General features: G+C 49.9%; 32 protein-coding genes. All 32 read left to right on the top strand.

Annotation, left to right across the window (positions count from 1 at the left end; genetic code table 11):
• Window positions 1–206 precede the first annotated feature (206 nt).
• The 32 genes from rpoB (at window position 207) to rplQ (ending at window position 25,362) form a co-directional block, all read left to right on the top strand.
• On the top strand, window positions 207–4,385 hold the full coding sequence (gene rpoB / locus GOB58_RS05680) for a DNA-directed RNA polymerase subunit beta (protein WP_086554403.1): 4,179 nt from the start codon (window positions 207–209) through the stop codon (window positions 4,383–4,385).
• A 102-nt stretch (window positions 4,386–4,487) separates the two neighbouring features.
• Window positions 4,488–8,663 carry a DNA-directed RNA polymerase subunit beta' gene (gene rpoC, locus GOB58_RS05675; RefSeq protein ID WP_086554402.1) on the top strand — a complete coding sequence of 1,392 codons (4,176 nt, stop codon included), beginning with the start codon at window positions 4,488–4,490 and terminating at the stop codon, window positions 8,661–8,663.
• Window positions 8,664–9,001: 338 nt separating this feature from the next.
• On the top strand, window positions 9,002–9,373 hold the full coding sequence (gene rpsL, locus GOB58_RS05670; protein ID WP_086554401.1) for a 30S ribosomal protein S12: 372 nt from the start codon (window positions 9,002–9,004) through the stop codon (window positions 9,371–9,373).
• 14 nt (window positions 9,374–9,387) lie between these two features.
• Window positions 9,388–9,864 carry a 30S ribosomal protein S7 gene (rpsG, locus tag GOB58_RS05665; protein WP_086554400.1) on the top strand — a complete coding sequence of 159 codons (477 nt, stop codon included), beginning with the start codon at window positions 9,388–9,390 and terminating at the stop codon, window positions 9,862–9,864.
• 88 nt (window positions 9,865–9,952) lie between these two features.
• Entirely contained in the window at window positions 9,953–11,143 is a 1,191-nt protein-coding gene (gene tuf / locus GOB58_RS05660) for an elongation factor Tu (RefSeq protein WP_086554399.1), read from the top strand.
• 106 nt (window positions 11,144–11,249) lie between these two features.
• Window positions 11,250–11,558: a 30S ribosomal protein S10 gene (gene rpsJ / locus GOB58_RS05655; protein ID WP_007282720.1), complete on the top strand. Its 309-nt coding sequence runs from the start codon at window positions 11,250–11,252 to the stop codon at window positions 11,556–11,558.
• A gap of 10 nt (window positions 11,559–11,568) precedes the next feature.
• On the top strand, window positions 11,569–12,252 hold the full coding sequence (gene rplC, locus GOB58_RS05650; protein WP_173559568.1) for a 50S ribosomal protein L3: 684 nt from the start codon (window positions 11,569–11,571) through the stop codon (window positions 12,250–12,252).
• A gap of 4 nt (window positions 12,253–12,256) precedes the next feature.
• Complete coding sequence (gene rplD / locus GOB58_RS05645) at window positions 12,257–12,871, top strand: 50S ribosomal protein L4 (RefSeq protein WP_086554397.1); 615 nt, start codon at window positions 12,257–12,259, stop codon at window positions 12,869–12,871.
• On the top strand, window positions 12,868–13,203 hold the full coding sequence (locus tag GOB58_RS05640) for a 50S ribosomal protein L23 (protein ID WP_086554396.1): 336 nt from the start codon (window positions 12,868–12,870) through the stop codon (window positions 13,201–13,203). Before rplD ends, GOB58_RS05640 begins: the two co-directional genes overlap by 4 nt.
• A 16-nt stretch (window positions 13,204–13,219) precedes the next feature.
• Window positions 13,220–14,050 carry a 50S ribosomal protein L2 gene (rplB, locus tag GOB58_RS05635; protein ID WP_086554395.1) on the top strand — a complete coding sequence of 277 codons (831 nt, stop codon included), beginning with the start codon at window positions 13,220–13,222 and terminating at the stop codon, window positions 14,048–14,050.
• A 13-nt stretch (window positions 14,051–14,063) separates the two neighbouring features.
• Window positions 14,064–14,342 carry a 30S ribosomal protein S19 gene (gene rpsS, locus GOB58_RS05630; protein WP_025860199.1) on the top strand — a complete coding sequence of 93 codons (279 nt, stop codon included), beginning with the start codon at window positions 14,064–14,066 and terminating at the stop codon, window positions 14,340–14,342.
• Window position 14,343: 1 nt separating this feature from the next.
• Window positions 14,344–14,754 (top strand): 50S ribosomal protein L22, encoded by a 411-nt coding sequence (gene rplV, locus GOB58_RS05625; protein WP_086554394.1) that lies wholly within the window; start codon window positions 14,344–14,346, stop codon window positions 14,752–14,754.
• Window positions 14,755–14,757: 3 nt separating this feature from the next.
• On the top strand, window positions 14,758–15,435 hold the full coding sequence (rpsC, locus tag GOB58_RS05620) for a 30S ribosomal protein S3 (RefSeq protein ID WP_086554393.1): 678 nt from the start codon (window positions 14,758–14,760) through the stop codon (window positions 15,433–15,435).
• Between the two features lie 18 nt (window positions 15,436–15,453).
• Window positions 15,454–15,870 carry a 50S ribosomal protein L16 gene (gene rplP / locus GOB58_RS05615; RefSeq protein ID WP_086554392.1) on the top strand — a complete coding sequence of 139 codons (417 nt, stop codon included), beginning with the start codon at window positions 15,454–15,456 and terminating at the stop codon, window positions 15,868–15,870.
• Window position 15,871: 1 nt separating this feature from the next.
• Window positions 15,872–16,108 carry a 50S ribosomal protein L29 gene (gene rpmC, locus GOB58_RS05610; RefSeq protein ID WP_173559567.1) on the top strand — a complete coding sequence of 79 codons (237 nt, stop codon included), beginning with the start codon at window positions 15,872–15,874 and terminating at the stop codon, window positions 16,106–16,108.
• A gap of 13 nt (window positions 16,109–16,121) precedes the next feature.
• Window positions 16,122–16,394, top strand: a complete 273-nt coding sequence (gene rpsQ / locus GOB58_RS05605; protein WP_086554391.1) for a 30S ribosomal protein S17 — start codon at window positions 16,122–16,124, stop codon at window positions 16,392–16,394.
• Window positions 16,395–16,412: 18 nt separating this feature from the next.
• Window positions 16,413–16,781: a 50S ribosomal protein L14 gene (gene rplN, locus GOB58_RS05600; RefSeq protein WP_086554390.1), complete on the top strand. Its 369-nt coding sequence runs from the start codon at window positions 16,413–16,415 to the stop codon at window positions 16,779–16,781.
• A complete protein-coding gene (gene rplX / locus GOB58_RS05595; RefSeq protein WP_086554389.1) occupies window positions 16,781–17,101 on the top strand; it encodes a 50S ribosomal protein L24 in 321 nt (106 codons plus the stop codon). The genes rplN and rplX overlap by 1 nt, the downstream gene beginning before the upstream one ends.
• 10 nt (window positions 17,102–17,111) lie before the next feature.
• Window positions 17,112–17,681, top strand: a complete 570-nt coding sequence (gene rplE, locus GOB58_RS05590; protein WP_086554388.1) for a 50S ribosomal protein L5 — start codon at window positions 17,112–17,114, stop codon at window positions 17,679–17,681.
• 83 nt (window positions 17,682–17,764) lie between these two features.
• Window positions 17,765–18,070: a 30S ribosomal protein S14 gene (rpsN, locus tag GOB58_RS05585; protein WP_086554387.1), complete on the top strand. Its 306-nt coding sequence runs from the start codon at window positions 17,765–17,767 to the stop codon at window positions 18,068–18,070.
• 9 nt (window positions 18,071–18,079) lie between these two features.
• The gene (rpsH, locus tag GOB58_RS05580; protein WP_086554386.1) at window positions 18,080–18,478 is read left to right on the top strand and encodes a 30S ribosomal protein S8; all 399 of its coding nucleotides are present in this window, start codon (window positions 18,080–18,082) and stop codon (window positions 18,476–18,478) included.
• Between the two features lie 10 nt (window positions 18,479–18,488).
• The gene (rplF, locus tag GOB58_RS05575; RefSeq protein ID WP_086554385.1) at window positions 18,489–19,022 is read left to right on the top strand and encodes a 50S ribosomal protein L6; all 534 of its coding nucleotides are present in this window, start codon (window positions 18,489–18,491) and stop codon (window positions 19,020–19,022) included.
• Entirely contained in the window at window positions 19,022–19,384 is a 363-nt protein-coding gene (gene rplR / locus GOB58_RS05570; protein ID WP_086554384.1) for a 50S ribosomal protein L18, read from the top strand. The genes rplF and rplR overlap by 1 nt, the downstream gene beginning before the upstream one ends.
• Window positions 19,385–19,399: 15 nt before the next feature.
• Window positions 19,400–19,978, top strand: a complete 579-nt coding sequence (gene rpsE, locus GOB58_RS05565; protein WP_086554383.1) for a 30S ribosomal protein S5 — start codon at window positions 19,400–19,402, stop codon at window positions 19,976–19,978.
• Window positions 19,971–20,156: a 50S ribosomal protein L30 gene (rpmD, locus tag GOB58_RS05560; RefSeq protein ID WP_206752255.1), complete on the top strand. Its 186-nt coding sequence runs from the start codon at window positions 19,971–19,973 to the stop codon at window positions 20,154–20,156. The genes rpsE and rpmD overlap by 8 nt, the downstream gene beginning before the upstream one ends.
• A gap of 1 nt (window position 20,157) precedes the next feature.
• A complete protein-coding gene (gene rplO, locus GOB58_RS05555; RefSeq protein ID WP_086635894.1) occupies window positions 20,158–20,646 on the top strand; it encodes a 50S ribosomal protein L15 in 489 nt (162 codons plus the stop codon).
• 147 nt (window positions 20,647–20,793) lie between these two features.
• Window positions 20,794–22,155, top strand: a complete 1,362-nt coding sequence (gene secY, locus GOB58_RS05550) for a preprotein translocase subunit SecY (protein ID WP_086554380.1) — start codon at window positions 20,794–20,796, stop codon at window positions 22,153–22,155.
• The gene (locus GOB58_RS05545) at window positions 22,152–22,799 is read left to right on the top strand and encodes an adenylate kinase (protein ID WP_086554379.1); all 648 of its coding nucleotides are present in this window, start codon (window positions 22,152–22,154) and stop codon (window positions 22,797–22,799) included. Before secY ends, GOB58_RS05545 begins: the two co-directional genes overlap by 4 nt.
• Window positions 22,800–22,943: 144 nt before the next feature.
• On the top strand, window positions 22,944–23,321 hold the full coding sequence (rpsM, locus tag GOB58_RS05540) for a 30S ribosomal protein S13 (protein ID WP_086554378.1): 378 nt from the start codon (window positions 22,944–22,946) through the stop codon (window positions 23,319–23,321).
• 66 nt (window positions 23,322–23,387) lie between these two features.
• A complete protein-coding gene (rpsK, locus tag GOB58_RS05535) occupies window positions 23,388–23,780 on the top strand; it encodes a 30S ribosomal protein S11 (RefSeq protein ID WP_086554377.1) in 393 nt (130 codons plus the stop codon).
• A gap of 108 nt (window positions 23,781–23,888) precedes the next feature.
• A complete protein-coding gene (locus GOB58_RS05530) occupies window positions 23,889–24,908 on the top strand; it encodes a DNA-directed RNA polymerase subunit alpha (RefSeq protein ID WP_086554376.1) in 1,020 nt (339 codons plus the stop codon).
• Window positions 24,909–24,936: 28 nt separating this feature from the next.
• Window positions 24,937–25,362 (top strand): 50S ribosomal protein L17, encoded by a 426-nt coding sequence (rplQ, locus tag GOB58_RS05525; RefSeq protein ID WP_086554375.1) that lies wholly within the window; start codon window positions 24,937–24,939, stop codon window positions 25,360–25,362.
• Window positions 25,363–25,601 lie beyond the last annotated feature (239 nt).

The raw sequence follows: 25,601 nt of genomic DNA, 5'->3' as shown, positions 1-25,601 counted from the left end.
TGTATTTTACTTTCTCTGAAAGTAAAGTAACTGGAAAAGACTTTCGGGTGGGGGCTTTGGCCTCTGCCCGTTTGCCTGTTCAGATCTTTATTGAGTCTGATTGGGTATGGTAGTTCTTTTTGTGGTAACACAAGGGCGGTCGGACCCTCTGATCTGTCTTCGGGGCAGATCTGATGATCCGAGAGCAACGGCGGGCAGGAGCGAAGATGAACGCAATTACTAAATCGTTCACAGGACGGAAGAGGATTCGCAAGAGTTTCGGGCGGATTCCCGAAGTCGCTCCGATGCCGAATCTGATCGACATACAGCGTGCGTCCTATGAAGCATTTCTTCAGGCTAATGTGTCGCCTGATTCGCGCACACCGACTGGTTTGCAGGAAGTTTTCCGGTCGGTATTTCCGATCAATGACTTCGCAGGTCGGGGGCGTCTTGAGTTTGTAAATTACGAATTTGAAGAACCAAAATATGATGTTGAAGAGTGCATTCAGCGTGGCCTGACTTATGCAGCGCCCCTGAAAGTTATTCTGCGTCTTATTGTCTGGGATCTTGATGAAGATACCGGCTCACGTTCTATTCGTGATATTAAAGAGCAGCCCGTGTATATGGGTGACATGCCGCTGATGACCGATAACGGTACGTTTATCGTAAACGGTACAGAGCGTGTTATCGTCAGTCAGATGCACCGTTCACCAGGTGTGTTCTTTGATCACGATAAAGGTAAAACGCACTCTTCAGGTAAATATCTGTTTGCAGCGCGTGTTATTCCTTACCGTGGTTCATGGCTTGACTTCGAATTTGACGCAAAAGATCTGATTTACGTTCGTATTGACCGTAAACGTAAGCTGCCTGTTACCACGCTGCTTTATGCGCTTGAGAGCGATCGTTCTGTTGCTGCACGTGAAGCTAAGCTGGCTGAAGGTGGTGATGTTGACATTCTCGATATCAAGGGGATGGACGACAACGAGATCCTGGCAAGCTTCTATGGTACGGTGAAATTCACCAAAACCCCTAAAGGCTGGGCACGTCCTTTCGATGCGGAATCATTCCGTGGTCTTAAGCTGCTTGCACCGCTGGTTGACGCCGAGACGGGTGAGGTTGTTGCTGAGGCAGAAGCTAAGCTGACAGCCCGTGCTGTTCGTAAAATTGCTGAAAAAACACGTGAAGTTCTTGTCGGTGACATTGATCTGATCGGTCGTTTTATCGCCAGTGATATCGTCAATTATGAAACCGGTGAAATTTACGGCGAAGCCGGTGAAGAAATCACCGAGGCACGTCTCGCAGCTCTTGAAGAAGCCGGGATTACCGAATTCCCTGTGCTGGCAATTGATGCAGCGAATGGTCCGTGGATCCGCAACACGCTCACAGTTGACAAAAACAGTTCACGTGATGAAGCGCTGATCGATATTTATCGTGTTATGCGTCCAGGTGAGCCGCCGACGGCTGAAACCGCTGAGGCTATGTTCCGTGGTCTCTTCTTTGATGCTGATCGCTATGACCTGTCATCTGTTGGTCGTGTAAAACTCAACATGCGTCTTGATCTGGATGCTCCGGATGATCTGCGTGTGCTGCGTAAAGAAGATATTCTGCGCACCATTAAAGTGATGTGCGACCTTAAAGACGGTCGCGGTCAGATTGATGATATTGATAATCTGGGTAACCGTCGTGTTCGCTCTGTTGGCGAGCTTATGGAAAACCAGTATCGTATCGGCCTGCTTCGTATGGAGCGCGCGATCCGTGAGCGTATGGGCTCAGTCGATATTGACACTGTTATGCCGCATGACCTTATTAACGCAAAGCCAGCTGCGGCTGCTGTGCGTGAGTTCTTTGGGTCATCGCAGCTCAGCCAGTTTATGGATCAGACCAACCCGCTGTCAGAAGTAACGCACAAGCGTCGTCTTTCAGCGCTTGGCCCGGGCGGTCTTACCCGTGAGCGTGCCGGCTTTGAGGTGCGTGACGTTCATCCAACACATTACGGTCGTATCTGCCCGATTGAAACGCCTGAAGGCCCGAATATTGGTCTGATTAACTCTCTGGCAACTTATGCCAAAGTGAACAAGTACGGCTTTATTGAAACACCTTATCGTCTTGTTAAAGATGGCGTTCTTCAGGATGGCTGGAAATATCTTTCCGCTATGGAAGAAGAAAAGCTGGTCGTTGCACAGGCTGATGCGAAGCAGGATGCTGCTGGTGCACTGACTGATGAGCTGGTTTCTGTTCGTCGTGGTGGTGACTTCCGTCTGGTGGCGCCAACTGACGTGACAGCCTGTGACGTTTCGCCAAAACAGCTGGTTTCAGTTGCTGCTGCGCTCATTCCGTTCCTTGAGAACGATGACGCAAACCGTGCACTGATGGGATCAAACATGCAGCGTCAGGCTGTGCCGCTGGTGCGTTCTGATGCGCCTCTGGTTGGTACGGGTATGGAAGCTGCTGTAGCTCATGACTCAGGTGCCACGATCGTTGCAAAACGTGATGGTATCGTTGACCAGATTGATGGTGCCCGTATCGTTGTGCGTGCAACAGATTCTTCTGGTGCGACACAGGGTGTAGATATTTACCGTCTGCGCAAATACTCGCGCTCTAACCAGTCAACCTGCATTAACCAGCGTCCGCTGGTGCACGTAGGTAATCTGGTAAAAGCTGGTGATATTATTGCTGACGGTCCGTCAACCGAGCTTGGTGAACTGGCTTTGGGTCGTAATATTCTGGTCGCGTTTATGCCCTGGAATGGTTACAACTTCGAAGATTCAATTCTGATCTCCGAGCGTATTGCGAAAGATGACGTTTTCACCTCGATTCATATCGAGGAATTTGAAGTCATGGCTCGTGATACGAAGCTGGGTCAGGAAGAGATTACCCGCGATATTCCTAACGTTGGTGAAGAAGCGCTCCGCAATCTTGACGAGGCAGGCATTGTATATGTCGGTGCTGAGGTTAACCCTGGCGATATTCTGATCGGCAAGGTAACACCAAAGGGTGAAAGCCCGATGACACCAGAAGAAAAACTTCTGCGTGCGATCTTTGGTGAAAAAGCTTCTGACGTCCGTGATACGTCTCTGCGTCTGCCGCCAGGTACGACGGGTACGGTTGTTGATGTGCGTGTGTTCTCTCGCCGTGGCGTTGATAAAGACGAGCGTGCGATGGCAATCGAGCGCGCAGAAATTGAACGTCTGTCTAAAGACCGTGATGATGAGCGTGGTATTCAGGAGCGTTCATTCTACAGCCGTCTGAGCGAAAAGCTTGTCGGTCAGGTAGCTGGTGCGGGCTATAAAGGCATTCGTTCTGGCACGGAAATTACAGCTGAGGTTCTGGCTGAGCATCCTCGTGGTGCATGGCGTCACATCGTCGTTGATTCTGATACGGTTATGGCTGAGCTGGAAGTGCTGCGTCGTGAGTTCGATGCATCAATTCAGAAAATTCAGGCACGTTTCGAAAGCAAGGTCGAGAAGCTTCAGCGCGGTGATGAGCTGCTCCCTGGCGTTATGAAAATGGCTAAAGTCTTTGTTGCTGTGAAGCGTAAGCTTCAGCCTGGTGACAAAATGGCCGGCCGTCATGGTAACAAAGGTGTGGTTTCCCGGGTTGTTCCGGTTGAGGATATGCCGTTCCTTGAGGATGGTACTTCGGTCGATATCGTTCTGAACCCGCTGGGTGTGCCTTCACGTATGAACGTGGGGCAGATTCTTGAGACACATCTTGGCTGGGCATGTGCTAATATTGGCCGCGGCATTGGTGATCTGGTTGATGAATACCAGCGCACAGGTGAGAAACGCCAGGAACTGCTTGATTCACTCAAAGATGTTTATGGCGAGAAAGTCTATGATGACGCTATTGCCAATATGAACAATAATGAGTTGATAGAGCTGTCGAATAACCTGCGTAAGGGCGTTCCAATAGCAACACCTGTGTTTGACGGTGCGTCTATCCCTGATATCGAAGCGATGCTTGAAAAAGCAGGTCTTGATAAATCAGGTCAGTCTCAGCTGATTGATGGTCGTACAGGTGAACCGTTTGAGCGTAAAACCACAGTTGGTTATATTTACATGCTTAAACTGCATCACCTTGTCGATGATAAGATCCATGCCCGTTCTATTGGTCCATACTCTCTGGTAACGCAGCAGCCTCTGGGTGGTAAAGCTCAGTTTGGTGGCCAGCGTTTCGGTGAGATGGAGGTCTGGGCACTTGAGGCTTATGGTGCTGCTTACACACTTCAGGAAATGCTGACGGTGAAATCGGATGACGTCTCCGGTCGAACCAAAGTGTATGAAGCGATTGTGCGTGAGCAGGATGACTTTGAAGCGGGTATCCCTGAAAGCTTTAACGTTCTGATCAAAGAGCTCAAATCTCTGGGTCTGAATGTTGAGCTGGAGCAGGGGGCTGAGTCAGAGTGAGCGCACCAGCTTTAACAGCCGCTATTCTCAGTTTTTGTTTTGCAGAAGTAGCCGGGGCAAACACCCCGGCTGCTTTCACTTTCCCTCTGGGGGCTTCAGCACATGAATGAACTCATGAAAATCCTTGGTCAGACCGGCCAGGCGATGACCTTCGATCAGATTAAAATTCAGCTGGCATCACCGGAGCAGATCCGCTCCTGGTCTTACGGTGAAATTAAGAAGCCCGAGACGATTAACTATCGTACGTTCAAGCCTGAGCGTGATGGCCTTTTTTGTGCCCGTATTTTTGGTCCTATTAAGGACTATGAGTGCCTTTGCGGTAAATATAAACGCATGAAGTTTCGCGGTATTATCTGCGAAAAATGTGGTGTTGAAGTTACTCTGGCAAAAGTACGCCGTGAGCGTATGGGGCATATCCAGCTGGCCAGCCCTGTTGCACATATCTGGTTTTTAAAATCTCTGCCTAGCCGTATCGGTCTTATGGTCGATATGACGCTTAAAGATCTTGAAAAAGTTCTTTATTTCGAAAACTATCTTGTTCTTGAGCCAGGTACGTCACCACTGAAGCAGTATTCTCTGCTGACTGAAGACCAGTACCTTGATGTTCTTGATGAATATAGTGAAGAAGGCATTGAGGTTGGTATCGGTGCTGAGGTTATTAAGAAGGTTCTTGAGCGTATTGACTGTGATGCCGAAAAGGTTCACCTGCGTCAGGAACTGAAAGAAACCTCCTCAGAAGCAAAACGCAAAAAACTCGTTAAGCGTCTGAAACTGGTTGAAGCTTTTGCAGAAAGCGGTTCACGTCCTGAGTGGATGGTGCTTGACTATGTTCCGGTTATTTCACCTGAGCTGCGTCCACTGGTACCACTTGATGGTGGTCGTTTCGCAACATCAGATCTGAATGACCTGTATCGTCGTGTTATCAACCGTAATAACCGTCTGAAACGTCTTATGGAGCTGCGTGCGCCCGATATTATCGTGCGTAACGAAAAACGTATGCTTCAGGAAGCCGTTGACGCTCTGTTTGATAACGGTCGACGTGGCCGTGCGATTACTGGTGCGAACAAACGTCCGCTTAAATCTCTTTCAGATATGCTTAAGGGCAAGCAGGGTCGTTTCCGTCAGAACCTTCTTGGTAAGCGCGTCGATTATTCAGGCCGTTCAGTTATTGTGGTTGGTCCGGAGCTGAAGCTTTATCAGTGCGGCCTGCCCAAAAAGATGGCGCTGGAGCTGTTTAAGCCCTTTATTTACTCCAAGCTGGAGAAATATGGTCACGCGACAACCATTAAAGCTGCAAAGCGTATGGTTGAGAAAGAACGTCCGGAAGTGTGGGATATCCTCGAAGAGGTTATCCGTGAACATCCTGTTATGCTTAACCGTGCACCAACATTGCATCGTCTTGGTATTCAGGCGTTCGAACCGATCCTGGTCGAAGGTAAAGCTATCCAGCTTCATCCGCTCGTCTGTACAGCGTTTAACGCTGACTTTGACGGTGACCAGATGGCTGTGCATGTGCCACTGAGCCTCGAAGCTCAGCTTGAAGCACGCGTACTGATGATGTCGACCAACAACATTCTCAGCCCGGCAAATGGTAAGCCAATTATCGTGCCGTCTCAGGATATTGTTCTGGGTCTGTATTATCTCAGCCTTGAGCTGCCGGAATACGCGCTGACACCAGATAAAAACACCTATGATGAAACAACGGGTGAAATTCTGGTTAAGGGTGCACCATCATTTTCTTCCATTAGTGAAGTTGAGTATGCGCTCAATGATGGTGCTCTGAAGCTGCATGATAAAATCCGTGCCCGCTTTGAGACGATAAAAGACGGCAAGACTGTCTATCAGACTGTTGTGACCACGCCAGGTCGCGTACTGATTGCGCAGATTCTGCCCAAAAATGAAGCTATTCCGTTCTCTCTCATCAATAAACAGCTGACAAAGAAAGCTGTTTCTGACGTAATTGATACGGTTTACCGTCACTGTGGTCAGAAAGAAGCTGTTATATTCTGTGACCGTCTGATGGCTCTTGGTTTCAGGCACGCTGCTAAAGCTGGTATTTCCTTCGGTAAAGATGACATGATCATCCCTGAAGAGAAGAAAGTTCTGGTAGAGCGTACAGCTGCTGAAGTGAAAGAGTTCGAACAGCAGTATCAGGATGGTCTGATTACCGCCGGCGAACGCTATAACAAAGTGGTTGATGCCTGGTCACGTTGCACTGACGAAGTGCAGGCTGCAATGACCAAAGAAATTTCCCGTCAGGAAGTTGGTAAACCAATTAACTCTGTGTGGATGATGAGCCACTCCGGTGCTCGTGGGTCACCGGCACAGATGAAACAGCTTGCTGGTATGCGTGGTCTGATGGCGAAACCATCAGGTGAAATTATCGAACAGCCTATTATCGCTAACTTTAAAGAAGGCCTGTCGGTTCTCGATTACTTCACATCAACCCATGGTGCCCGTAAAGGTCTGGCTGATACAGCGCTTAAAACAGCTAACTCAGGATATCTCACCCGCCGTCTGGTTGACGTTGCGCAGGACAGCATCATTATTGAGGAAGATTGTGGTACAGAGCGTGGTCTGACTGTTCGTGCGGTTATGGACAGCGGTGAGATCGTAGCGTCTCTGTCCGAGCGTATTCTTGGTCGTACGGCAGCTGTTGATATTGCTGATCCGACATCAGGAGAGGTCATTGTGCCTCGTAACAGCCTGATTGAAGAAGCTGAGGCAGAGCGGATTGAGAAAGCAGGTATTGAATCTGTCTTTATCCGTTCCGTGCTGACCTGTGACAGTCGCGTTGGTGTTTGTGGTCATTGCTATGGCCGTGACCTTGCACGCGGCACACCGGTTAACATTGGTGAAGCCGTTGGTGTTATCGCCGCTCAGTCTATTGGTGAGCCAGGCACGCAGCTGACAATGCGTACCTTCCATATTGGTGGTGCAGCGCAGCGTGGTGCTGAGCAGTCAATGATTGAAGCATCACGTGATGGTAAGGTTGTGATCCGTAACCGTAACGTGGTTCATAACTCTCAGAACGTTCCGATTGTTATGGCGCGTAACTGTGAAATTCTGCTGACAGATGATGCAGGCGTTGAAAGAGCGCGCTACCGTGTGCCTTACGGTGCCCGTCTGCTGACAGTAGAAGGTGAAGCCGTTGCCCGTGGTCAGAAGCTGGCAGAGTGGGACCCTTACACACTGCCAATCATCACAGAAAAAGCCGGTAAGATTGAATATCTTGACCTGATTGACTCCATTACACTCGTTGAGCGTATGGACGAAGTGACCGGTCTGACATCTAAAGTGGTGGTGGACTATAAGCAGGCAGGGAAGGGCGTTGATCTGCGTCCGCGTCTGCAGCTGACAGGTCCAAACGGTGAAGTGATTAAACTGGCCAATGGTAATGACGCCCGTTACTTCCTGTCACCTGAAACACTGCTTTCAGTTGAGAATGGTGCAGAAGTTCATGCTGGTGACGTGCTTGCCCGTCTGCCACGTGAAGGGTCTAAAACCCGTGATATTACGGGTGGTCTGCCACGTGTTGCTGAACTGTTCGAGGCTCGCCGTCCAAAAGACCATGCGATCATTGCAGAAATGGAAGGTCGCGTTGAGTTCGGGAAGGATTATAAGTCTAAACGCCGTATTATCGTTAAAAACGACGAGACAGGCGAAGAGACAGAATATCTGATCCCCAAAGGCAAGCACGTTTCCGTTCAGGAAGGTGACTTTGTCGAGAAGGGCGATCCGCTGGTTGATGGTCCTCGTGTGCCACATGACATTCTTAAAGTCATGGGTGTAGAGGCGCTGTCTGACTATCTGGTGAACGAGATTCAGGATGTGTATCGTCTTCAGGGTGTGAAGATTAATGATAAGCATATTGAGGTTATCGTGCGTCAGATGCTTCAGAAAGTTGAGATTCTGGAGCCAGGCGACACAACTTATCTTATCGGTGAGACGGTAGATCGTATTGAGTTTGATATTGAAAATACGAAGTGCCTGAACGCTGGTGAGCGTCCGGCTCTTGCGATGCCTGTTCTTCAGGGTATTACGAAAGCGTCTCTGCAGACGCAGTCGTTCATCTCTGCCGCTTCCTTCCAGGAGACCACACGAGTGCTCACTGAAGCAGCGACAGCTGGCAAGGTTGATCGTCTGAATGGTCTTAAAGAGAACGTCATTGTCGGTCGTCTGATCCCGGCCGGTACAGGTAGTGTTATGAATCGCCTTCGTGCGATTGCAGCATCTCAGGACCGTCAGCGTGTAGGGCGTTCTTCAGCAGCTGAATGATTCGCCTTTACAGTGTGCGTTAAAGATAAAAACCGGGGTTTGCGCCCCGGTTTTTTTTTGTCTGTTAAGTAAAATGGGAGAAAGCTTAGAGGAATCGGCCGTATTGTCTTGACTTCATCTGGTCAAGGCGTTACGAAACAGCCCTCGGCTCCGCTCTGCCTGTGAGAGCGGGGTATGTCGAATTCACTTGTAAAACATGCGACTGGCTTCTGTAAGAAGCGGGGTCGGATGTTAACATAGCCCCATACGGGTGTTTTGCCTGATGGGATTTTTAAATGACAGTCGGTGGCCGATAAAAAGGCCTTCCGGCTCAATTGTGTAAGGATCGGGAAAGGCGCATGCCGACCATCAACCAGCTCATTGCCAAGGGGCGTAAGCCCGCAGTCAAGCGCAACAAAGTGCCTGCACTGCAGGCATGCCCGCAAAAGCGCGGTGTTTGCACCCGCGTTTATACAACGACACCAAAGAAGCCTAATTCTGCACTGCGTAAAGTTGCTAAGGTGCGTTTAACGAATGGCTATGAGGTGGTGAGCTATATTCCTGGTGAAGGTCATAACCTTCAGGAACATAGCGTTGTGTTAATTCGTGGCGGTCGTGTAAAAGACCTTCCGGGTGTGCGTTACCATATCCTTCGTGGTGTACTTGATACCCAGGGTATCGCGAAGCGTCGCCAGCGTCGTTCGCTTTATGGCGCTAAGCGTCCGAAGTAAGGGAAAGTTAAGGTATGAGCCGCCGTCACCGCGCTGTTAAGCGCGAAATTCTTCCCGATCCGAAGTTCGGAGATATTGTCATCACGCGTTTCATGAATGCGCTTATGTATGATGGCAAGAAATCCACTGCGGAAGGGATTGTCTATGGAGCTCTCGAGGCGCTTGTGCGTCGTAGTGGAGCTTCTGCTGATCCGGTTGCATTGTTCCACAATGCTCTGGATAACGTTAAGCCTGCAGTAGAGGTTCGTTCACGCCGCGTTGGTGGTGCGACGTACCAGGTTCCTGTGGAAGTCCGTGCAGAACGCCGTCAGGCGCTGGCCATTCGCTGGGTGATTGATGCCTCCCGCAAACGGGGAGAAAACACCATGCAGGACCGGTTGTCTAATGAGCTGCTTGATGCGGTTAACAATCGTGGATCTGCTGTAAAAAAGCGTGAAGATACCCATCGTATGGCTGAAGCAAACAAAGCTTTCAGTCATTATCGCTGGTAACTGTTTGCGTGCGCTGGCTCCCCGGTGGAGTTCAGTGAAGTGTATTTTGAAACGGCTTCCGGTTTAACCGGAAGTGTGGAGTGGAAAAATGGCTAAGGCTAAATTTGAGCGGAATAAACCGCACTGTAACATTGGTACCATTGGTCACGTTGATCATGGCAAAACCTCTCTGACAGCTGCTATTACAAAGACCCTGGCGAAAGCTGGTGGTGCTGAGTTTAAGGCATATGATCAGATCGACGCTGCACCTGAAGAACGCGCTCGTGGAATCACCATTTCTACAGCTCACGTTGAATACGAAACAGCGAAGCGTCACTACGCTCACGTTGACTGCCCCGGACACGCTGACTATGTGAAAAACATGATCACCGGTGCTGCTCAGATGGACGGCGCAATTCTGGTTGTTTCTGCTGCTGACGGCCCAATGCCTCAGACACGTGAGCACATCCTGCTTGCTCGTCAGGTTGGTGTGCCTGCTCTGGTTGTGTTCCTGAACAAAGTTGACCAGGTTGATGATCCTGAGCTGCTCGAGCTCGTAGAAATGGAAGTTCGTGAGCTTCTGTCTTCTTACCAGTTCCCTGGCGACGATATCCCCATAATCAAAGGGTCTGCTCTGGTTACCCTCGAAGATGGTGATGCAGAAGTTGGCGAAAATCGCGTTCTTGAGCTGATGGAAGCGGTTGACGCGTACATTCCTCAGCCAGAGCGTCCGATTGATCGTCCGTTCCTGATGCCGATCGAAGACGTATTCTCAATTTCTGGTCGTGGTACAGTTGTTACCGGCCGTGTTGAGCGTGGCGCAGTTAACGTTGGTGACGAAGTAGAAATCGTTGGTCTGCGTGACACTGTTAAAACCACCGTTACCGGTGTTGAAATGTTCCGTAAGCTGCTTGATCGCGGTGAAGCTGGCGACAACATTGGTGCGCTTCTGCGTGGCACAAAACGTGAAGACGTTGAGCGTGGTCAGGTTCTGGCAAAGCCAGGCTCAATTACGCCGCACAAAAAATTCAAAGCTGAAGCTTACATCCTGACGAAAGAAGAGGGTGGTCGTCATACACCATTCTTCACAAACTATCGTCCTCAGTTCTATTTCCGTACAACTGACGTAACAGGTGTTGTTCACCTGCCAGAAGGTACAGAAATGGTAATGCCAGGCGATAACTGTGCTATGGACGTTGAGCTGATTGCACCTATTGCTATGGACGAAGGTCTGCGTTTCGCTATTCGTGAAGGCGGCCGTACCGTTGGTGCAGGTGTAGTGGCTTCTATCACCGAGTAATTCGGAAAAAGCCAAAGACTGTAGGGCCCCGGCTAATTGTTTAGCTGGGGTCTTATTTGGCGGCCCGGGTTACTCCGGACAAGTAAGGTGTTGGACTAGAAAATAAATGGACAACCAGAACATCCGCATTCGCCTGAAGGCGTATGATCATCGGGTGCTTGACAACAGCACAAAAGAGATCGTAAACACGGCGAAGCGTACGGGTGCGCGGGTTCGGGGTCCTATCCCGCTGCCGACGCATATTGAACGGTTTACGGTTAACCGTTCCCCCCACGTGGATAAGAAAAGTCGCGAGCAGTTCGAGATCAGAACTCATCGCCGCCTGCTCGACATTGTTGAGCCAACTCCGCAGACCGTGGACGCCCTCATGAAACTCGACCTCGCCGCTGGCGTGGATGTCGAGATCAAACTTTAAGGTCCAGACGATGCGCACCGGATTAATTGCAAAAAAGTTGGGAATGTCCCGACTTTTCAAGGAAGACGGCACTCATGTGCCCGTTACAGTCCTGCATGTGGATGCACTGCAGGTTGTTGATGTCCGTACTCAGGAGCGGGATGGCTATACGGCTGTTCAGCTTGGTATGGGCAGCGCCAAGGTAAAAAATGTTACCAAACCAAATCGTGGTCATTTTGCCCGCACAAAAGTAGAGCCTAAAAAGGTTGTACGTGAATTTCGTGTTGCAGAAGATGCAGCACTTGAAGTTGGCGCAACACTTTCTGCTTCTCATTTTGTTGTTGGTCAGAAAGTCGACGTCACTGGTACCAGTAAGGGTAAAGGTTTCGCAGGTGCTATGAAGCGCTGGAACTTTGCTGGTCTGGAAGCAACGCATGGTGTTTCCATCTCCCATCGTTCTCATGGTTCTACCGGTAACCGTCAGGATCCTGGTAAAACTTTTAAGAATAAAAAGATGGCTGGTCATCTTGGCGATGAACGCGTGACGACCCTCAATCTTGAAATTGCAGCAATTGATCCGGAAAAGAATCTGATCATGGTGCGCGGCTCTATTCCAGGAGCTAAAAACGGCACTGTTCTGATTCGTGATGCGATCAAAAAAGCCCGCCATGCGGATGCGCCTTACCCGGCTGCTCTCGTGACGGCGGAGGCCTGAAGTCATGGAAATTGAAATCAAAACTCTCGATAATGGCAGCGCCGGTTCTGTGACGCTTCCTGCTGAGTTGTTTGCTGTTGCCCCACGTGCTGACATCATGGCGCGCGTTGTGCACTGGCAGCTGGCAAAACGCCGCGCTGGTACGCACAAAGTTAAAGGCATGAGCGAAGTCTCAGGCACAACCAAGAAGCCTTATCGTCAGAAAGGTACCGGTAGTGCACGTCAGGGCTCACTCCGTGCGCCTCAGTACCGCACCGGTGGTGTTGTTCATGGTCCGGTTGTTCGCGACCATGGCTATGATCTGCCGAAAAAAGTACGTCGTCTGGGTCTGATCTCTGTTCTTTCTCAGAAAGCACAGGAAGGTAAGCTTGTTGTTCTGCAGTCTGCTTCTGGCGTGACTCGCACAAGCGAACTGGCTGTTAAGCTGAAAAACCTCGGTCTGAAATCTGCTCTCATTGTTGATGCAGCAGTTGATGAAGGTTTTGTTCGTGCAGCCCGCAATCTGCCCAAGATTGATGTTCTGCCAACGATTGGTGCCAACGTTTATGATATCCTGAATCATGAAGTTCTGGCAATTACACAAGCTGGCCTTGAAGGCCTGAAGGAGCGTCTGGTATGACCAACGTTCTAGCAATTCGTAAGAAGGCTGAGCGTCTTTCACGTGAAGCGCTGTACGACATCATTCGTACGCCGCATATCACAGAGAAAGCGACAGCTCTTTCAGAGAAAAATCAGGTTGTTTTCAAGGTTGCAATGACAGCCACGAAGCCTGAAATCAAGGTGGCTGTAGAGACGCTTTTTGGTGTTAAAGTCGTTGACGTGAACACTCTTGTTCAGAAGGGTAAGGCTAAACGCTTTAAAGGTCGTCTGGGACAGCGTTCCGATATTAAGAAAGCGTTCGTTCAGCTCGCAGAAGGTCAGTCTATCGATCTGACCACCAGCCTGACGTGACGTGAGGTAGAAACAGATGGCATTGAAGCACTTTAATCCCGTTACACCGAGCCTTCGTGGCACGGTTCTGATTGACCGCGCCGACCTCTGGAAAGGCAAGCCGGTTAAGCAGCTGACCGAAGGTAAAAACAAAACGGGTGGCCGTAACAATAACGGTCGTACAACCTCTCGTTTTCGTGGTGGTGGTCATAAACAGTCTTATCGCTACATCGACTTTAAGCGTCGTAAATTCGACGTTCAGGGTGTAGTTGAGCGTCTGGAATATGATCCGAACCGTACAGCATTTATTGCGCTGATTAAGTACGAAGATGGTGAGCTGAATTATATTCTGGCTCCGCAGCGTCTGAAGGTTGGCGATAATGTTATCGCGGGTCATCGCGTTGATATCAAACCAGGCAATGCTATGCCGCTGGCATCTATTCCGGTTGGTACGATCGTACACAATATTGAACTGAAGCAGGCTGCCGGTGGCAAGCTGGCTCGTTCAGCCGGAACCTATGCGCAGCTGGTTGGTAAAGATGCCGGTTATGCACAGATCAAACTGCAGTCTGGTGAACTGCGTGTTGTTCGTGGTGAATGCATGGCAACAGTTGGTGCCGTGTCTAACCCTGACAACATGAACCAGCACCTTGGTAAAGCCGGCCGTGCACGCTGGCTGGGTCGTCGCCCACATAACCGTGGCGTTGTGATGAACCCGGTTGATCACCCGCATGGTGGTGGTGAAGGCCGTACATCTGGTGGTCGTCATCCGGTTACACCATGGGGCAAACCTACCAAAGGTTATAAAACTCGGGTCAATAAGCGTACGGACAGTCTGATTATCCGTCGTCGCAAGACCGGCAAGTAAGGGGCAATAGAAGATGGCACGTTCCGTCTGGAAAGGCCCGTTCGTCGACGGGTATCTGCTGAATAAGGCTGAAGCGTCTCGCGCTTCAGGCCGTAACGAAGTGATCAAAATCTGGTCACGTCGTTCAACAATTCTTCCGCAGTTCGTTGGGCTGACGTTCGGTGTTTATAATGGTCAGAAGTTCCTGCCAGTGCAGGTAACGGAAAACATGGTGGGACATAAGTTTGGTGAGTTCTCACCAACCCGTACGTTCCATGGTCATGGGGCCGACAAGAAGTCAAAGCGGGGCTAAAATGAGCAAGCCTAATCACCCGCGCATGCTCGCGGAAACAGAAGCGCAAGCAATTACGCGTAATATCCGGGTTAGTCCCCGTAAACTGAATCTTGTTGCTGCCCTTATTCGTAATAAGCCAGCATCACAGGCTGTTGCGACACTGACGTTTTCTAAACGTCGTATCGCTCAGCAGGTGAAACAGACTCTGGAAAGCGCAATCGCAAACGCAGAAAATAACCATCAGCTTGATGTTGATCAGCTGGTAGTTAAGATTGTGGAAGTTGGAAAAGCTACGGTTATGCGGCGTTTTCACGCACGTGGTCGTGGTCGTTCCGCTCGTGTGGAAAAATTCTTCAGCCATCTGAAGATTGTTGTTGCTGAACGGGCTGCGGAACCTGAGGCAGCTGCTAGCGAACAGAAGGCGGCCTGACGTATGGGACATAAAGTCAATCCAATCGGGCTCCGGCTCGGCATTAATCGCACATGGGATAGCCGTTGGTACGCTGACGCAGACTATTCTCGTCTGCTGCATGAAGACCTGAAACTGCGTGCTTTCCTTCGTCGTAAGCTTGCAGGTGCTGGTGTTGCTCGTGTTGTTATCGAACGTCCTGCTAAAAAGCCTCGCGTTACGATTTACGCAGCACGTCCAGGTGTTGTTATTGGTAAAAAAGGTCAGGATATTGACGCTCTGCGCAAAGAGCTGACCCGCATGGCGGGTACAGAAGTAGCGCTGAATATCGTTGAGATCCGTAAACCTGAAATCGATGCAACTCTGGTAGCTGACAACATTGCTCAGCAGCTGGAACGTCGTGTTGCTTTCCGTCGTGCTATGAAGCGTGCTGTTCAGTCAGCTATGCGTCTTGGCGCACAGGGTATTCGTATTAACTGCTCCGGTCGTCTGGGCGGCGCAGAAATTGCACGTATCGAGTGGTATCGTGAAGGCCGCGTGCCATTGCACACTCTGCGTGCTGATATCGATTACGGGACAGCAACAGCTCATACCACATACGGTACCTGTGGTGTGAAGGTCTGGATCTTCAAAGGCGAGATCCTTGCGCATGACCCGATGGCTCTGGATCGCCGGGCGGCCGAACAGGCCCCTCAGCGCTGAGGCGAAGGATAGAATATAATGCTTTCTCCAAAGCGTACAAAATTCCGTAAGGCACATAAAGGTCGTATTCACGGCCTTGCCAAAAGCGGGACTACGCTCAATTTTGGAACATTCGGCCTGAAGGCTCTTCAGCCCGAACGTATTACTGCACGTCAGATCGAAGCATCACGTCGTGCCATTACTCGTGCTATGAAACGTGCCGGTCGCGTATGGATTCGTATTTTTCCTGACCTTCCGGTCTCGACAAAGCCAGCAGAAGTGCGTATGGGATCTGGTAAAGGATCCCCCGAGTACTGGGTTGCCCGTGTAAAGCCAGGTCGTATTATCTTCGAAATCGAAGGTGTACCGCCAGAAGTTGCACGTGAAGCGCTCGCTCTCGGTGCAGCGAAGCTGCCGATCAAAACGAAGTTTGTGACCCGAATCGGAGATGCGTGAGATGGCAAAGGCAACAAAGCCAGCTGACCTGCGTGCCAAAACATCAGACGAACTGAATGCGCTTCTTCTTGATCTGAAGCGTGAGCAGCTTAATCTGCGTTTCCAGCAGGCTACCGGACAAAACGAAGGCCAGAGCCGCATTCGTGTCGTTCGTCGTGAGATTGCGCGCATCAAAACGATCGTGTCGCAGAATGAGAAGTCCGCAGCAGGTGCAAAAACATCTGTTGCCATTTCCTGAAGGGAGTTGGACGATGCCAAGGCGCGTCCTTACCGGACGTGTAACCAGTGACAAGATGGACAAGACCGTAACGGTTCTTGTCGATCGTCGGGTTATGCATCCGCTGTATAAGAAATTCATTCGTCGTTCTAAAAAATATGCGGCGCATGATGAAGAAAATATCTGTAAAATCGGTGATACCGTCCGTATCATCGAGTGTACACCGATCTCCCGTCGTAAGACATGGGCTGTCGTTTCTCGTAACGGCGAAGTTGTTGACGCATCTGTCGTCGGCGTGTCGGTGTAAGGTAAGGGTATCTAGAAAATGATCCATCCCGAGACCAACCTTGACGTGGCAGATAATTCCGGTGCCCGTCAGGTGCAGTGCATTAAGGTGCTGGGCGGTTCCAAGCGGAAGTCTGCCTCGGTCGGCGACGTGATCGTCGTTTCCGTTAAGGAAGCCATTCCCCGTGGGAAGGTAAAAAAGGGCGACGTCCACCAAGCTGTTATCGTTCGTACATCATATCCGGTTCGCCGCGCCGACGGCAGTGCGATCCGTTTTGATAAGAACGCTGCTGTTCTGATTAACAAACAGCAGGAACCGATTGGCACACGTATTTTTGGCCCGGTTGTTCGTGAACTGCGTGCGCGTAAGTTCATGAAAATTATCTCTCTGGCACCGGAGGTGCTGTAATGGCTGCGCGTATTAAAAAAGGCGATACAGTCGTTGTTATCACCGGTTCTTCAAAAGGCGTGCAGGGCGAAGTTCTCTCTGTTCGTCCGGCTGAAAACCGCGCTGTTGTTCGTGGCGTAGCGATTGCAAAGCGTCACCGTCGTGCAACACGTATGGGTGAAGAAGGCGGTATCATTGCTCGTGAAGCTCCGATTCACCTTTCCAACCTCAAGCTGATTGATCCTGCATCGAAAAAACCAACCCGCGTTGGTTTCCGTGTTCTGGAAAATGGCCAGAAAGCGCGTGTTGCCAAGGCAACTGGCGAAGTGATCGAAGGCTGAGGGGGTAAGAATGACTGGATCTACAGGTGTTCGTTCCGTTCCCCGTTTTCAGGAACGTTATCAGAATGAACTGCGTGCCAAGCTTCGTGAGCAGTTTGGTTACAAAAACATCATGCAGGTACCTCGCCTTGAAAAAATCGTCCTGAATATGGGCGTAGGTGAGGCTGCTGGCGATCAGAAAAAACTTGACGCTGCAGTTGCTGAAATGACACTGATTGCTGGTCAGAAGCCAGTTAAGACAGTGGCTAAAAAAGCTATTGCGGGCTTCAAGATTCGTGAAGGTCTGCCGATTGGTTGTAAAGTTACTCTGCGTCGCGTTCAGATGTATGAGTTCCTCGACCGTCTGGTAACCATTGCTATGCCTCGCATCCGTGACTTCCGTGGTCTGCCTGCCAATAAGGGTTTCGACGGTCGCGGTAATTTTGCGCTGGGCCTGAAAGAGCAGATCGTTTTCCCGGAAATCGATTATGATAAAATCGAAGACATCCGTGGTATGGACGTTGTGTTTGTGACGAGTGCTAAGACAGATGCTGAAGCCAAAGCGCTTCTTAAAGCATTTGATCTTCCCTTTGTTGCTTAAGGGAAATTCTTTACCTGGTTTCAGGTGTTGTTGTCTTGGAAAACCGTCGAAGGTTTTCGAAGGGTTCCGGAGGATAGAATTATATGGCTAAAACTTCTGCCATCACGCGGAATGCCAGACGTACTCGTCTGGCTGCACGTGACAAGGATAAGCGTGCGGCGCTGAAAAATATCATTATGGACCGCACTCTTCCTGTAGAAGATCGTTTTGATGCGTCTCTCAAGCTTGCTGAGCTGCCTCGCAACGGTTCACGGGTTCGTGTCCGTCTGCGTTGCAAGCTGACAGGTCGTTCACGCGGTAACTATCGTAAATTCGAGCTGTGCCGTATCGCACTGCGTGATCTGGCTTCAAGTGGTCAGATCCCAGGTCTGGTTAAAGCAAGCTGGTAAGGGCGCGTAATGTCACTTTCTGATCCGTTGGGTGATATGCTCACCCGCATCCGTAACGCACAGCGTGCGCGTCATGCCTCCTGTGTGTCTCCGGCTTCTAATTTGCGCCTGAATGTGCTTGAAGCACTTCAGCGCGAAGGCTACATCCGTGGCTACAAACGTGAAGAAGTCCGTAAAGGTGTTGCTCAGCTTCATATTGAGCTGAAATACTCTGAAGGCGAACCGGTTATTAAAGAAATTAACCGTGTTTCCCGTCCTGGACGTCGCGTTTATTCGAAGATTAAAGAGCTGCCACGTGTTCGTGCAGGTCTTGGTGTTTCGATTTTGTCTACTCCACGTGGTGTTCTTTCTGACGTAGAGGCTCGCGCTGCCAATGTTGGCGGCGAAGTTCTCTGCCGCGTATTCTGAGGAGGGATACATGTCACGTGTAGGCAAATATCCTGTCACTGTTCCTGGCGGGGTCACCGTTTCTATTGCTGACGGTGTTTTCAAAGCGAAAGGAAAGCTCGGCGAACTTACGCTGCCGCTTTCTTCTCACATTGAAGCGAAAATTGAAGGCGACCAGATCGCAGTCTCTCCGGTGGGAACCGCTGCTCAGGCGCGTATGATGTGGGGTACAACCCGTGCGCTGATCGCAAGTCTCATTAAAGGTGTTTCTGAAGGGTTTTCAAAAACTCTTGAAATCAGCGGAACGGGTTACCGTGCTGCTGTTCAGGGATCCAACCTTGTGATGAATCTCGGTTTTTCTCATGATGTGGTTTATCCGATCCCGCAGGGTATCAAGATTTCCACACCACGTCCGACCGCGATTGTCGTTGAAGGTATCGACAAACAGCGTGTAGGGCAGGTTGCTCTTGATATTCGCAGCTACCGCAAACCAGAGCCTTATAAAGGTAAAGGTGTACGGTACGAAACGGAAACCATTCGTCGTAAGGAAGGCAAGAAGAAATAATGAGCACTCAGCAGGAACTGCGGAACCGGCGGCGCGCCCGTCTCCGTTACCAGCTCCGTCACAAGGCTGGTGGTCGCCCGCGCTTGTCGGTTTTCCGTTCTGGAAAAAACATTTATGCGCAGGTTATCGACGATGTGCAGGGACGTACACTCGCCTCTGCTTCCAGTCTTGATAAAGAGCTGCGTGAGACCCTGAAAACAGGGGCAACTAAAGAGAGTGCTAACGTTGTTGGCAAACTCGTTGCTCAGCGTGCAGTCGCAGCAGGCGTTTCTCAGGTTGTATTTGACCGTGGAGAATATTTTTATCATGGGCGCGTGAAAGCCCTGGCGGAGGCTGCCCGCGAGGGTGGTCTCTCCTTCTGAGGAAAGGATCACGTAATGGCTCGTGAACCAAGAGAAGGCGGTCGTGGCGGCCGTGATCGCGAACGTGAAGGCGATGAACTGATCGACAAGCTGGTCACGATCAACCGCGTTGCAAAAGTTGTTAAGGGCGGTCGTCGCTTTGCTTTTGCTGCGCTGGTTGTTGTTGGTGATCAGAAAGGTCGCGTCGGTTACGGTGCAGGTAAGGCACGTGAAGTGCCTGAAGCTATCCGTAAAGCAACTGAGCGTGCAAAACGTGCAATGATTCGTGTGCCGATGAAAGAAGGTCGCACACTGCATCATGACGTTTCTGGTCACTTTGGTGCTGGTAAAGTTATCCTGCGTTCGGCTGAAGCCGGTACAGGTATCATTGCTGGTGGTCCAATGCGTGCAGTGTTCGAAAGCCTGGGAATTAACGACGTTGTCGCTAAATCTCTCGGCACTCGTAACCCGCATAACATGGTTAAAGCGACGTTTGACGCTCTGACCCGTTGTGCAAGCCCACGCTCTATTGCTAACCGTCGTGGTAAGAAGGTTGCTGAAATTTTCGGCAAGCGTGATCAGAATGCACCGGCAGGAGAAACTGCAGATGTCTGATACGAAAACTTTCAAAGTTATCCAGATCGCATCTGGTAACGGTCGTAAACCTGGCCAGCAGGCAACTCTGGTCGGTCTCGGTCTGAATAAAATCGGTCGTGAACGGGTTCTGGAAGATACTCCTTCAACACGTGGTATGGTCCGTAAAGTGGCGCACCTTGTGAAGGTGGAGGATTGATATGAACTTGAATGAGCTTCGCGATAATGAGGGTTCTCGTTACCGCAAAAAACGCTTGGGGCGTGGTATCGGCTCTGGCAAAGGCAAAACTTCAGGCCGAGGCGTAAAAGGTCAGAAAGCACGTGAAGGCGTGTCTCTGAACGGCTTTGAGGGTGGTCAGCTTCCGCTGTATCGTCGTTTGCCTAAGCGCGGCTTTAAGAACATCTTCCGCAAAGTTTACGCACCGGTTAACCTCGGTGCAGTAGAAAAAGCTATTGCAGAAGGTAAAATTGAAGCTGGTGCAACTGTGACAGAAGAGCTGCTGAAAAATGCAGGTCTTGTTGGTACAGGTAAATATGCTGGTGTGCGTATTCTGAGTGAAGGTGAACTGACACGCGCAGTAACTTTCGAAGTTTCTGGTGCTTCTGTTGCTGCTATTGCAGCAATTGAAAAAGCCGGTGGCTCTGTTAAAGTTCTTGCTGCTAAGGCACCTGAAGTTAGCGCTTCCTGACACATAAGAAAGGGGAAGGGGGTATTTCTCTCTTCTCCTTTCGGTCTGTTTCTCAGAAAGTTTTCTGACTTAAACTTTTCAGACGATTATCATACCAGCGTCCCGCATTAAATTGTGGTGGCGCTGTTTGTGTGAAAGGACGGATGCATGGCTTCCGCGGCCGAACAACTGGCTGCCAACTTTAATGTGGGCTCCTTTGCAAAAGCTACAGAACTCAAAAAACGGATCTGGTTTACGCTTGGTGCGCTGATTATTTATCGCCTGGGAACCTATATTCCTGTTCCTGGTGTTGATGCGACCGTGATGGGGCAGCTTCTTGCTCAGAATCAGGGTGGCATTCTGGGCATGTTTAACATGTTCTCAGGTGGCGCTCTTGGTCGTATGACCGTTTTTGCTCTGAACATCATGCCCTACATATCAGCTTCTATTATTGTTCAGCTGATGTCGACGGCTTTACCTTCTCTTGAAGCTTTGAAGAAAGAGGGTGAGCAGGGTCGTAAAAAGCTTAATGAGTATACTCGTTATCTGACAGTGTTAATTGCTGTTTTTCAGGCTTATGGCATTGCCATCGGGCTGGAGACAATGCGTACAGCGACTGGTGCAGCTGCGGTTGTGCATCCTGGCGTTTTCTTTCTGGTTTCCTGTGTCATTACGCTTGTCGGCGGCACAATGTTCCTGATGTGGCTTGGGGAGCAGATTACGTCACGTGGTGTTGGTAACGGGATATCCCTCATTATTTTTGCTGGTATCGTAGCTAACCTTCCACAGGCAATGATGTCTCTGTTTCAGCTGGGTTATACCGGAGCACGTTCTCCTGTATTCGTCCCGCTTTTCTTACTGCTTGCAGCAGCGACAATTACCTTCATTGTCTTTATGGAACAGGCACAGCGCCGGGTTGTTATTCAGTATCCTAAGCGCCAGATGGGGCAGAGGATGTTTGGTGGTGACTCCACGCATATGCCACTAAAGGTCAATACGGCAGGGGTTATCCCTCCTATTTTTGCTTCTTCAGTTCTTCTGGTGCCGGCCACCGTTTCTGGTTTTATGAACGGTAAAAATATGCCGCACTGGCTCTCATTTCTTGGAGATGCACTGGGGCAGGGTCAGCCTCTTTATTTATTCATTTATGCAGCGATGATTGTGTTTTTCTCCTATTTTTATGCAGCAGTTACGTTTAATCCGCCGGAAACGGCTGATAATCTGCGTAAACAGGGAGGGTTTATTCCAGGTATTCGTCCCGGGGCCGCAACAGCTACATATTTTGACAAAATTTTGACTCGACTGACAACTATCGGCGCCGCCTATATGGTGCTTGTCTGTTTATTGCCGCAAATTCTGATTAGTCGTTACAATGTGCCTTTCTACTTTGGTGGAACAAGTCTGATCATTATTGTTTCTGTGACAATTGATACTGTAACTCAGGTTCAGTCTCATCTGGTGGCACACCAGTATCAGGGACTTATGAAACGTTCTCGCGGCGGAAGAAAACAAAGGATCTCTCGTCGATGAATATTATCTTTCTTGGCCCTCCCGGAGCAGGGAAAGGCACTCAGGCTAAACGTCTTGAAGAACGTCACGGGCTGGTGCAGATTTCTACCGGTGATATGCTGCGTGCAGAAGTTGCAAAAAATTCAGAGACCGGAAAACAGGCTAAGGCTCTTATGGAAGCCGGTAAACTTGTTCCCGATGCTCTGATCATTTCAATGCTGCAAAGCAGAATTGAGCAGCCTGATTGTCGTCATGGGTTTATCCTTGATGGATTTCCCCGTACTGCCGGGCAGGCAGAAGCACTTGATGCTATGCTGGCAGCTGACAACAAGACGATAGATGTCGTTCTGTTTCTCGACGTTGACGAAAATACACTGGCTGATCGTATAGCCGGGCGTTACACTTGCGTTAATTGTGGTACTACTTATAACGAAGTTTCCAGCCCTCCTGCAAAGGAAGGCACATGTGATGTATGTGGAAGTCATGACTTTAAAAGACGTTCTGACGACACGCGGGAAACTGTCGTAAAACGTGTTCAGGAATACCGTAATCTGACAGCACCGATTCTGCCTTTTTACCGGGAGAGCGGGCGTTTGCGGACCGTTAACGGCATGGCGCCTGCAGCGGAAGTTGCGGCACAAATTGAACAGTTTGTGACTAAATAGAAGCTTATCACGAAAAAGTGATCAGCTTTCGTTGACTTATTGTGGTGGCCGGTATATTTCGCGGCCACTAAGTGAAATCTGCTTTCCTGGTGAAAGCGCATGGGAATCTGTCTGTGAGGGCAGATTTTTACAGGAGTATAAGGCGTGGCACGTATTGCCGGCGTGAATGTCCCTAGCAACAAACGTGTTGTTATCGGGCTTCAGTACATATACGGGATTGGTGCAACTAAAGCTCAGCAGATCTGCTCTGCTGCTGGTGTTGCTGATGCAAAACGCGTTAATGAGCTGAGTGATGACGAAATCACAAAGCTGCGTGAACTGATTGATACCCAGTATCGCGTTGAAGGTGATCTTCGTCGTGAAGTCGCTATGAACATCAAGCGTCTGATGGATCTGGGCTGCTACCGCGGTCTGCGTCATCGTCGCGGTCTGCCGGTTCGTGGTCAGCGTACGCATACCAACGCTCGTACCCGTAAGGGTAAAGCTGTTGCGATTGCAGGTAAGAAAAAAGTTACACGCTAATCCGATTTGTTGAAAAACTCCGGATGGCTTTAGAGGGCTTCTGGGCAGGGACTGAGGTAAAAAAATATGGCGAAAGCCGCAGTGCAGCGCATTCGTAAAAAAGAGCGCAAGAACATTATTTCTGGCGTGGCACATGTTCTGTCCACGTTTAACAACACAATGATCACCATTTCTGACTCTCAGGGAAATGCTATTTCCTGGTCTTCAGCCGGTGCTCAGGGCTTCAAAGGCTCACGTAAATCTACACCTTATGCTGCACAGGTTGCTGCTGAGGATGCAGGTCGTAAGGCCCGTGAACACGGTATGGAAACGCTGGAAATCGAAGTTTCCGGTCCTGGGTCAGGTCGTGAAAGTGCACTGCGCGCGCTTCAGGCTGTCGGGTTCTCCATTACCTCTATTCGTGACATGACACCGGTTCCCCATAACGGGTGCCGTCCGCGTAAGCGTCGTCGCGTCTGAGAGTTGAAAAATCGGTGGCTGCCTGTTCAGCCACCATTTTTTCGGTTTGTGTGTAAGCTAGAGAAACTTCTGTTTAGCAGTTGTTCCTCCTATTGAAAGGCCGGTACCTTGGTCCTTCAGAAAAACTGGCAATCTCTGATCAAGCCTGAAAAACTTGAGGTTGAACCTGGAGTTGAACCAGCACGTATTGCAACAGTTGTTGCTGAGCCGCTTGAACGCGGTTTTGGTATGACACTGGGCAATGCACTGCGTCGTGTTCTGCTGTCCTCTCTTCAGGGCGCCGCCGTGACCGGCATTCAGATTGATGGCGTGTTGCATGAGTTCTCTTCAGTCGCAGGTGTTCGTGAAGATGTTACAGACATCGTTCTGAACATTAAGCAGCTCGCTCTGCGTATGCATGGCGAGGGCCCAAAGCGTATGGTGCTGACGGCTACTGGCCCTGGCGAAGTACGTGCAAGCCAGATCCAGACAGGTCATGATATTGAAATCATGAACCCTGACCTGGTTATCTGTACGCTTGATGAAGGTGTTAAACTGGGCATGCAGTTCCTGGTCGGAATGGGCAAAGGCTACGTTCCTGCTGCGGCTAACCGTCCGGAAGATGCACCGATTGGTCTGATTCCTGTTGATGCGATTTACTCTCCTGTTAAGCGTGTGTCTTACAAGGTTGAGCCAACCCGCGTTGGTCAGGTAACAGACTTTGATAAGCTGCTTCTGACAGTTGAAACTAACGGAGCGATCTCTCCGGAAGATTCAGTTGCTCTGGCAGCTCGTATTCTTCAGGATCAGCTGCAGCTGTTTATCAATTTTGATGAGCCACGCCGCGTACAGCCTGAAGAGCCGCAGGATGATCTTCCCTTTAACCGGAATCTGCTGCGTAAGGTTGATGAGCTTGAGCTTTCTGTTCGTAGTGCAAACTGCCTTAAGAACGATAACATCATCTATATCGGTGATCTCGTTCAGAAGAGCGAACAGGAAATGCTGCGCACGCCTAACTTTGGCCGCAAATCATTGAATGAAATCAAGGAAGTTCTGACGTCTATGGGGCTTTCTCTGGGTATGAATGTGCCGGCCTGGCCACCGGAAAATATTGAAGATATGGCTAAACGGCTTGATGAGTCGTTTTAAGCCGTCTTCTTACGACTAGGAATAAACTATGCGTCATCGTATTGCCGGCCGTAAACTCGGCGTAACCTCAACTCACCGTGCAGCTATGTTTCGCAACATGGCTGTTGCACTGATCAAACATGAGCAGATTTCTACAACACTGCCAAAAGCGAAAGAACTTCGCCCGGTTGTAGAAAAACTGATCACGCTTGGTAAACGTGGTGATCTTCATGCTCGTCGTCAGGCATTCGCTATGCTGCGTGACGATGCAATCGTGAAAAAACTGTTTTCTACAATTGCTGATCGCTATAAAGGCCGCACAGGTGGGTATTCCCGCGTTATGCGTGCTGGCGTACGCTATGGTGACGCAGCAGATATGGCTGTTATTGAGCTGGTTGACCGTGATGTCAGCGCAAAAGGCCAGGACAGCGGTCCTCGCCCTGAAGTAACAGAAGATCAGGACATCGCAGCCTGATTTAAGGTTTTCATCACCAGAGGCTTTCAGTCTCTGGTGAGACCCTGCCGTTTTATCGTGTTTTCCGTAATCTGGTGATTACTAAAAATATATGCGTTTTTAACGCAGATTTCCTGTAATATTTAATACAGAAGCTCAGCGTGTTAATAATGTTCTGCTATGGGCATTTTTCATGTTTCATGAGTTATTATTTTTATAAAATTTTAGTATAATCGTTTTATCACAGACAAATTTGTGTA

The organism is Acetobacter thailandicus (assembly GCF_011516655.1).
GTDB classification, from domain to species: domain Bacteria; phylum Pseudomonadota; class Alphaproteobacteria; order Acetobacterales; family Acetobacteraceae; genus Acetobacter; species Acetobacter thailandicus.
Note: the sequence above shows the minus strand (reverse complement) of the source record. Positions and strands in the feature narration are given on the sequence as shown.

What these genes read in the sequence shown, in the direction of transcription:
- rplV (WP_086554394.1), top strand. Translation starts at nt 14,344, where the DNA reads ATGAGCAAGCCTAATCACCCGCGCATGCTCGCGGAAACAGAAGCGCAA.
- rpsN (WP_086554387.1), top strand. Translation starts at nt 17,765, where the DNA reads ATGGCTAAAACTTCTGCCATCACGCGGAATGCCAGACGTACTCGTCTG.
- GOB58_RS05545 (WP_086554379.1), top strand. Translation starts at nt 22,152, where the DNA reads ATGAATATTATCTTTCTTGGCCCTCCCGGAGCAGGGAAAGGCACTCAG.
- rpmD (WP_206752255.1), top strand. Translation starts at nt 19,971, where the DNA reads ATGTCTGATACGAAAACTTTCAAAGTTATCCAGATCGCATCTGGTAAC.
- secY (WP_086554380.1), top strand. Translation starts at nt 20,794, where the DNA reads ATGGCTTCCGCGGCCGAACAACTGGCTGCCAACTTTAATGTGGGCTCC.
- rplN (WP_086554390.1), top strand. Translation starts at nt 16,413, where the DNA reads ATGATCCATCCCGAGACCAACCTTGACGTGGCAGATAATTCCGGTGCC.
- rpoB (WP_086554403.1), top strand. Translation starts at nt 207, where the DNA reads ATGAACGCAATTACTAAATCGTTCACAGGACGGAAGAGGATTCGCAAG.
- tuf (WP_086554399.1), top strand. Translation starts at nt 9,953, where the DNA reads ATGGCTAAGGCTAAATTTGAGCGGAATAAACCGCACTGTAACATTGGT.
- rplC (WP_173559568.1), top strand. Translation starts at nt 11,569, where the DNA reads ATGCGCACCGGATTAATTGCAAAAAAGTTGGGAATGTCCCGACTTTTC.
- rplE (WP_086554388.1), top strand. Translation starts at nt 17,112, where the DNA reads ATGACTGGATCTACAGGTGTTCGTTCCGTTCCCCGTTTTCAGGAACGT.
- GOB58_RS05640 (WP_086554396.1), top strand. Translation starts at nt 12,868, where the DNA reads ATGACCAACGTTCTAGCAATTCGTAAGAAGGCTGAGCGTCTTTCACGT.
- rpmC (WP_173559567.1), top strand. Translation starts at nt 15,872, where the DNA reads ATGGCAAAGGCAACAAAGCCAGCTGACCTGCGTGCCAAAACATCAGAC.
- rpsS (WP_025860199.1), top strand. Translation starts at nt 14,064, where the DNA reads ATGGCACGTTCCGTCTGGAAAGGCCCGTTCGTCGACGGGTATCTGCTG.
- rpsE (WP_086554383.1), top strand. Translation starts at nt 19,400, where the DNA reads ATGGCTCGTGAACCAAGAGAAGGCGGTCGTGGCGGCCGTGATCGCGAA.
- rpoC (WP_086554402.1), top strand. Translation starts at nt 4,488, where the DNA reads ATGAATGAACTCATGAAAATCCTTGGTCAGACCGGCCAGGCGATGACC.
- rplD (WP_086554397.1), top strand. Translation starts at nt 12,257, where the DNA reads ATGGAAATTGAAATCAAAACTCTCGATAATGGCAGCGCCGGTTCTGTG.
- rplB (WP_086554395.1), top strand. Translation starts at nt 13,220, where the DNA reads ATGGCATTGAAGCACTTTAATCCCGTTACACCGAGCCTTCGTGGCACG.
- rpsL (WP_086554401.1), top strand. Translation starts at nt 9,002, where the DNA reads ATGCCGACCATCAACCAGCTCATTGCCAAGGGGCGTAAGCCCGCAGTC.
- rplX (WP_086554389.1), top strand. Translation starts at nt 16,781, where the DNA reads ATGGCTGCGCGTATTAAAAAAGGCGATACAGTCGTTGTTATCACCGGT.
- rpsG (WP_086554400.1), top strand. Translation starts at nt 9,388, where the DNA reads ATGAGCCGCCGTCACCGCGCTGTTAAGCGCGAAATTCTTCCCGATCCG.
- rplO (WP_086635894.1), top strand. Translation starts at nt 20,158, where the DNA reads ATGAACTTGAATGAGCTTCGCGATAATGAGGGTTCTCGTTACCGCAAA.
- rplQ (WP_086554375.1), top strand. Translation starts at nt 24,937, where the DNA reads ATGCGTCATCGTATTGCCGGCCGTAAACTCGGCGTAACCTCAACTCAC.
- rplR (WP_086554384.1), top strand. Translation starts at nt 19,022, where the DNA reads ATGAGCACTCAGCAGGAACTGCGGAACCGGCGGCGCGCCCGTCTCCGT.
- rpsC (WP_086554393.1), top strand. Translation starts at nt 14,758, where the DNA reads ATGGGACATAAAGTCAATCCAATCGGGCTCCGGCTCGGCATTAATCGC.
- rplP (WP_086554392.1), top strand. Translation starts at nt 15,454, where the DNA reads ATGCTTTCTCCAAAGCGTACAAAATTCCGTAAGGCACATAAAGGTCGT.
- rplF (WP_086554385.1), top strand. Translation starts at nt 18,489, where the DNA reads ATGTCACGTGTAGGCAAATATCCTGTCACTGTTCCTGGCGGGGTCACC.
- rpsK (WP_086554377.1), top strand. Translation starts at nt 23,388, where the DNA reads ATGGCGAAAGCCGCAGTGCAGCGCATTCGTAAAAAAGAGCGCAAGAAC.
- rpsH (WP_086554386.1), top strand. Translation starts at nt 18,080, where the DNA reads ATGTCACTTTCTGATCCGTTGGGTGATATGCTCACCCGCATCCGTAAC.
- rpsQ (WP_086554391.1), top strand. Translation starts at nt 16,122, where the DNA reads ATGCCAAGGCGCGTCCTTACCGGACGTGTAACCAGTGACAAGATGGAC.
- rpsJ (WP_007282720.1), top strand. Translation starts at nt 11,250, where the DNA reads ATGGACAACCAGAACATCCGCATTCGCCTGAAGGCGTATGATCATCGG.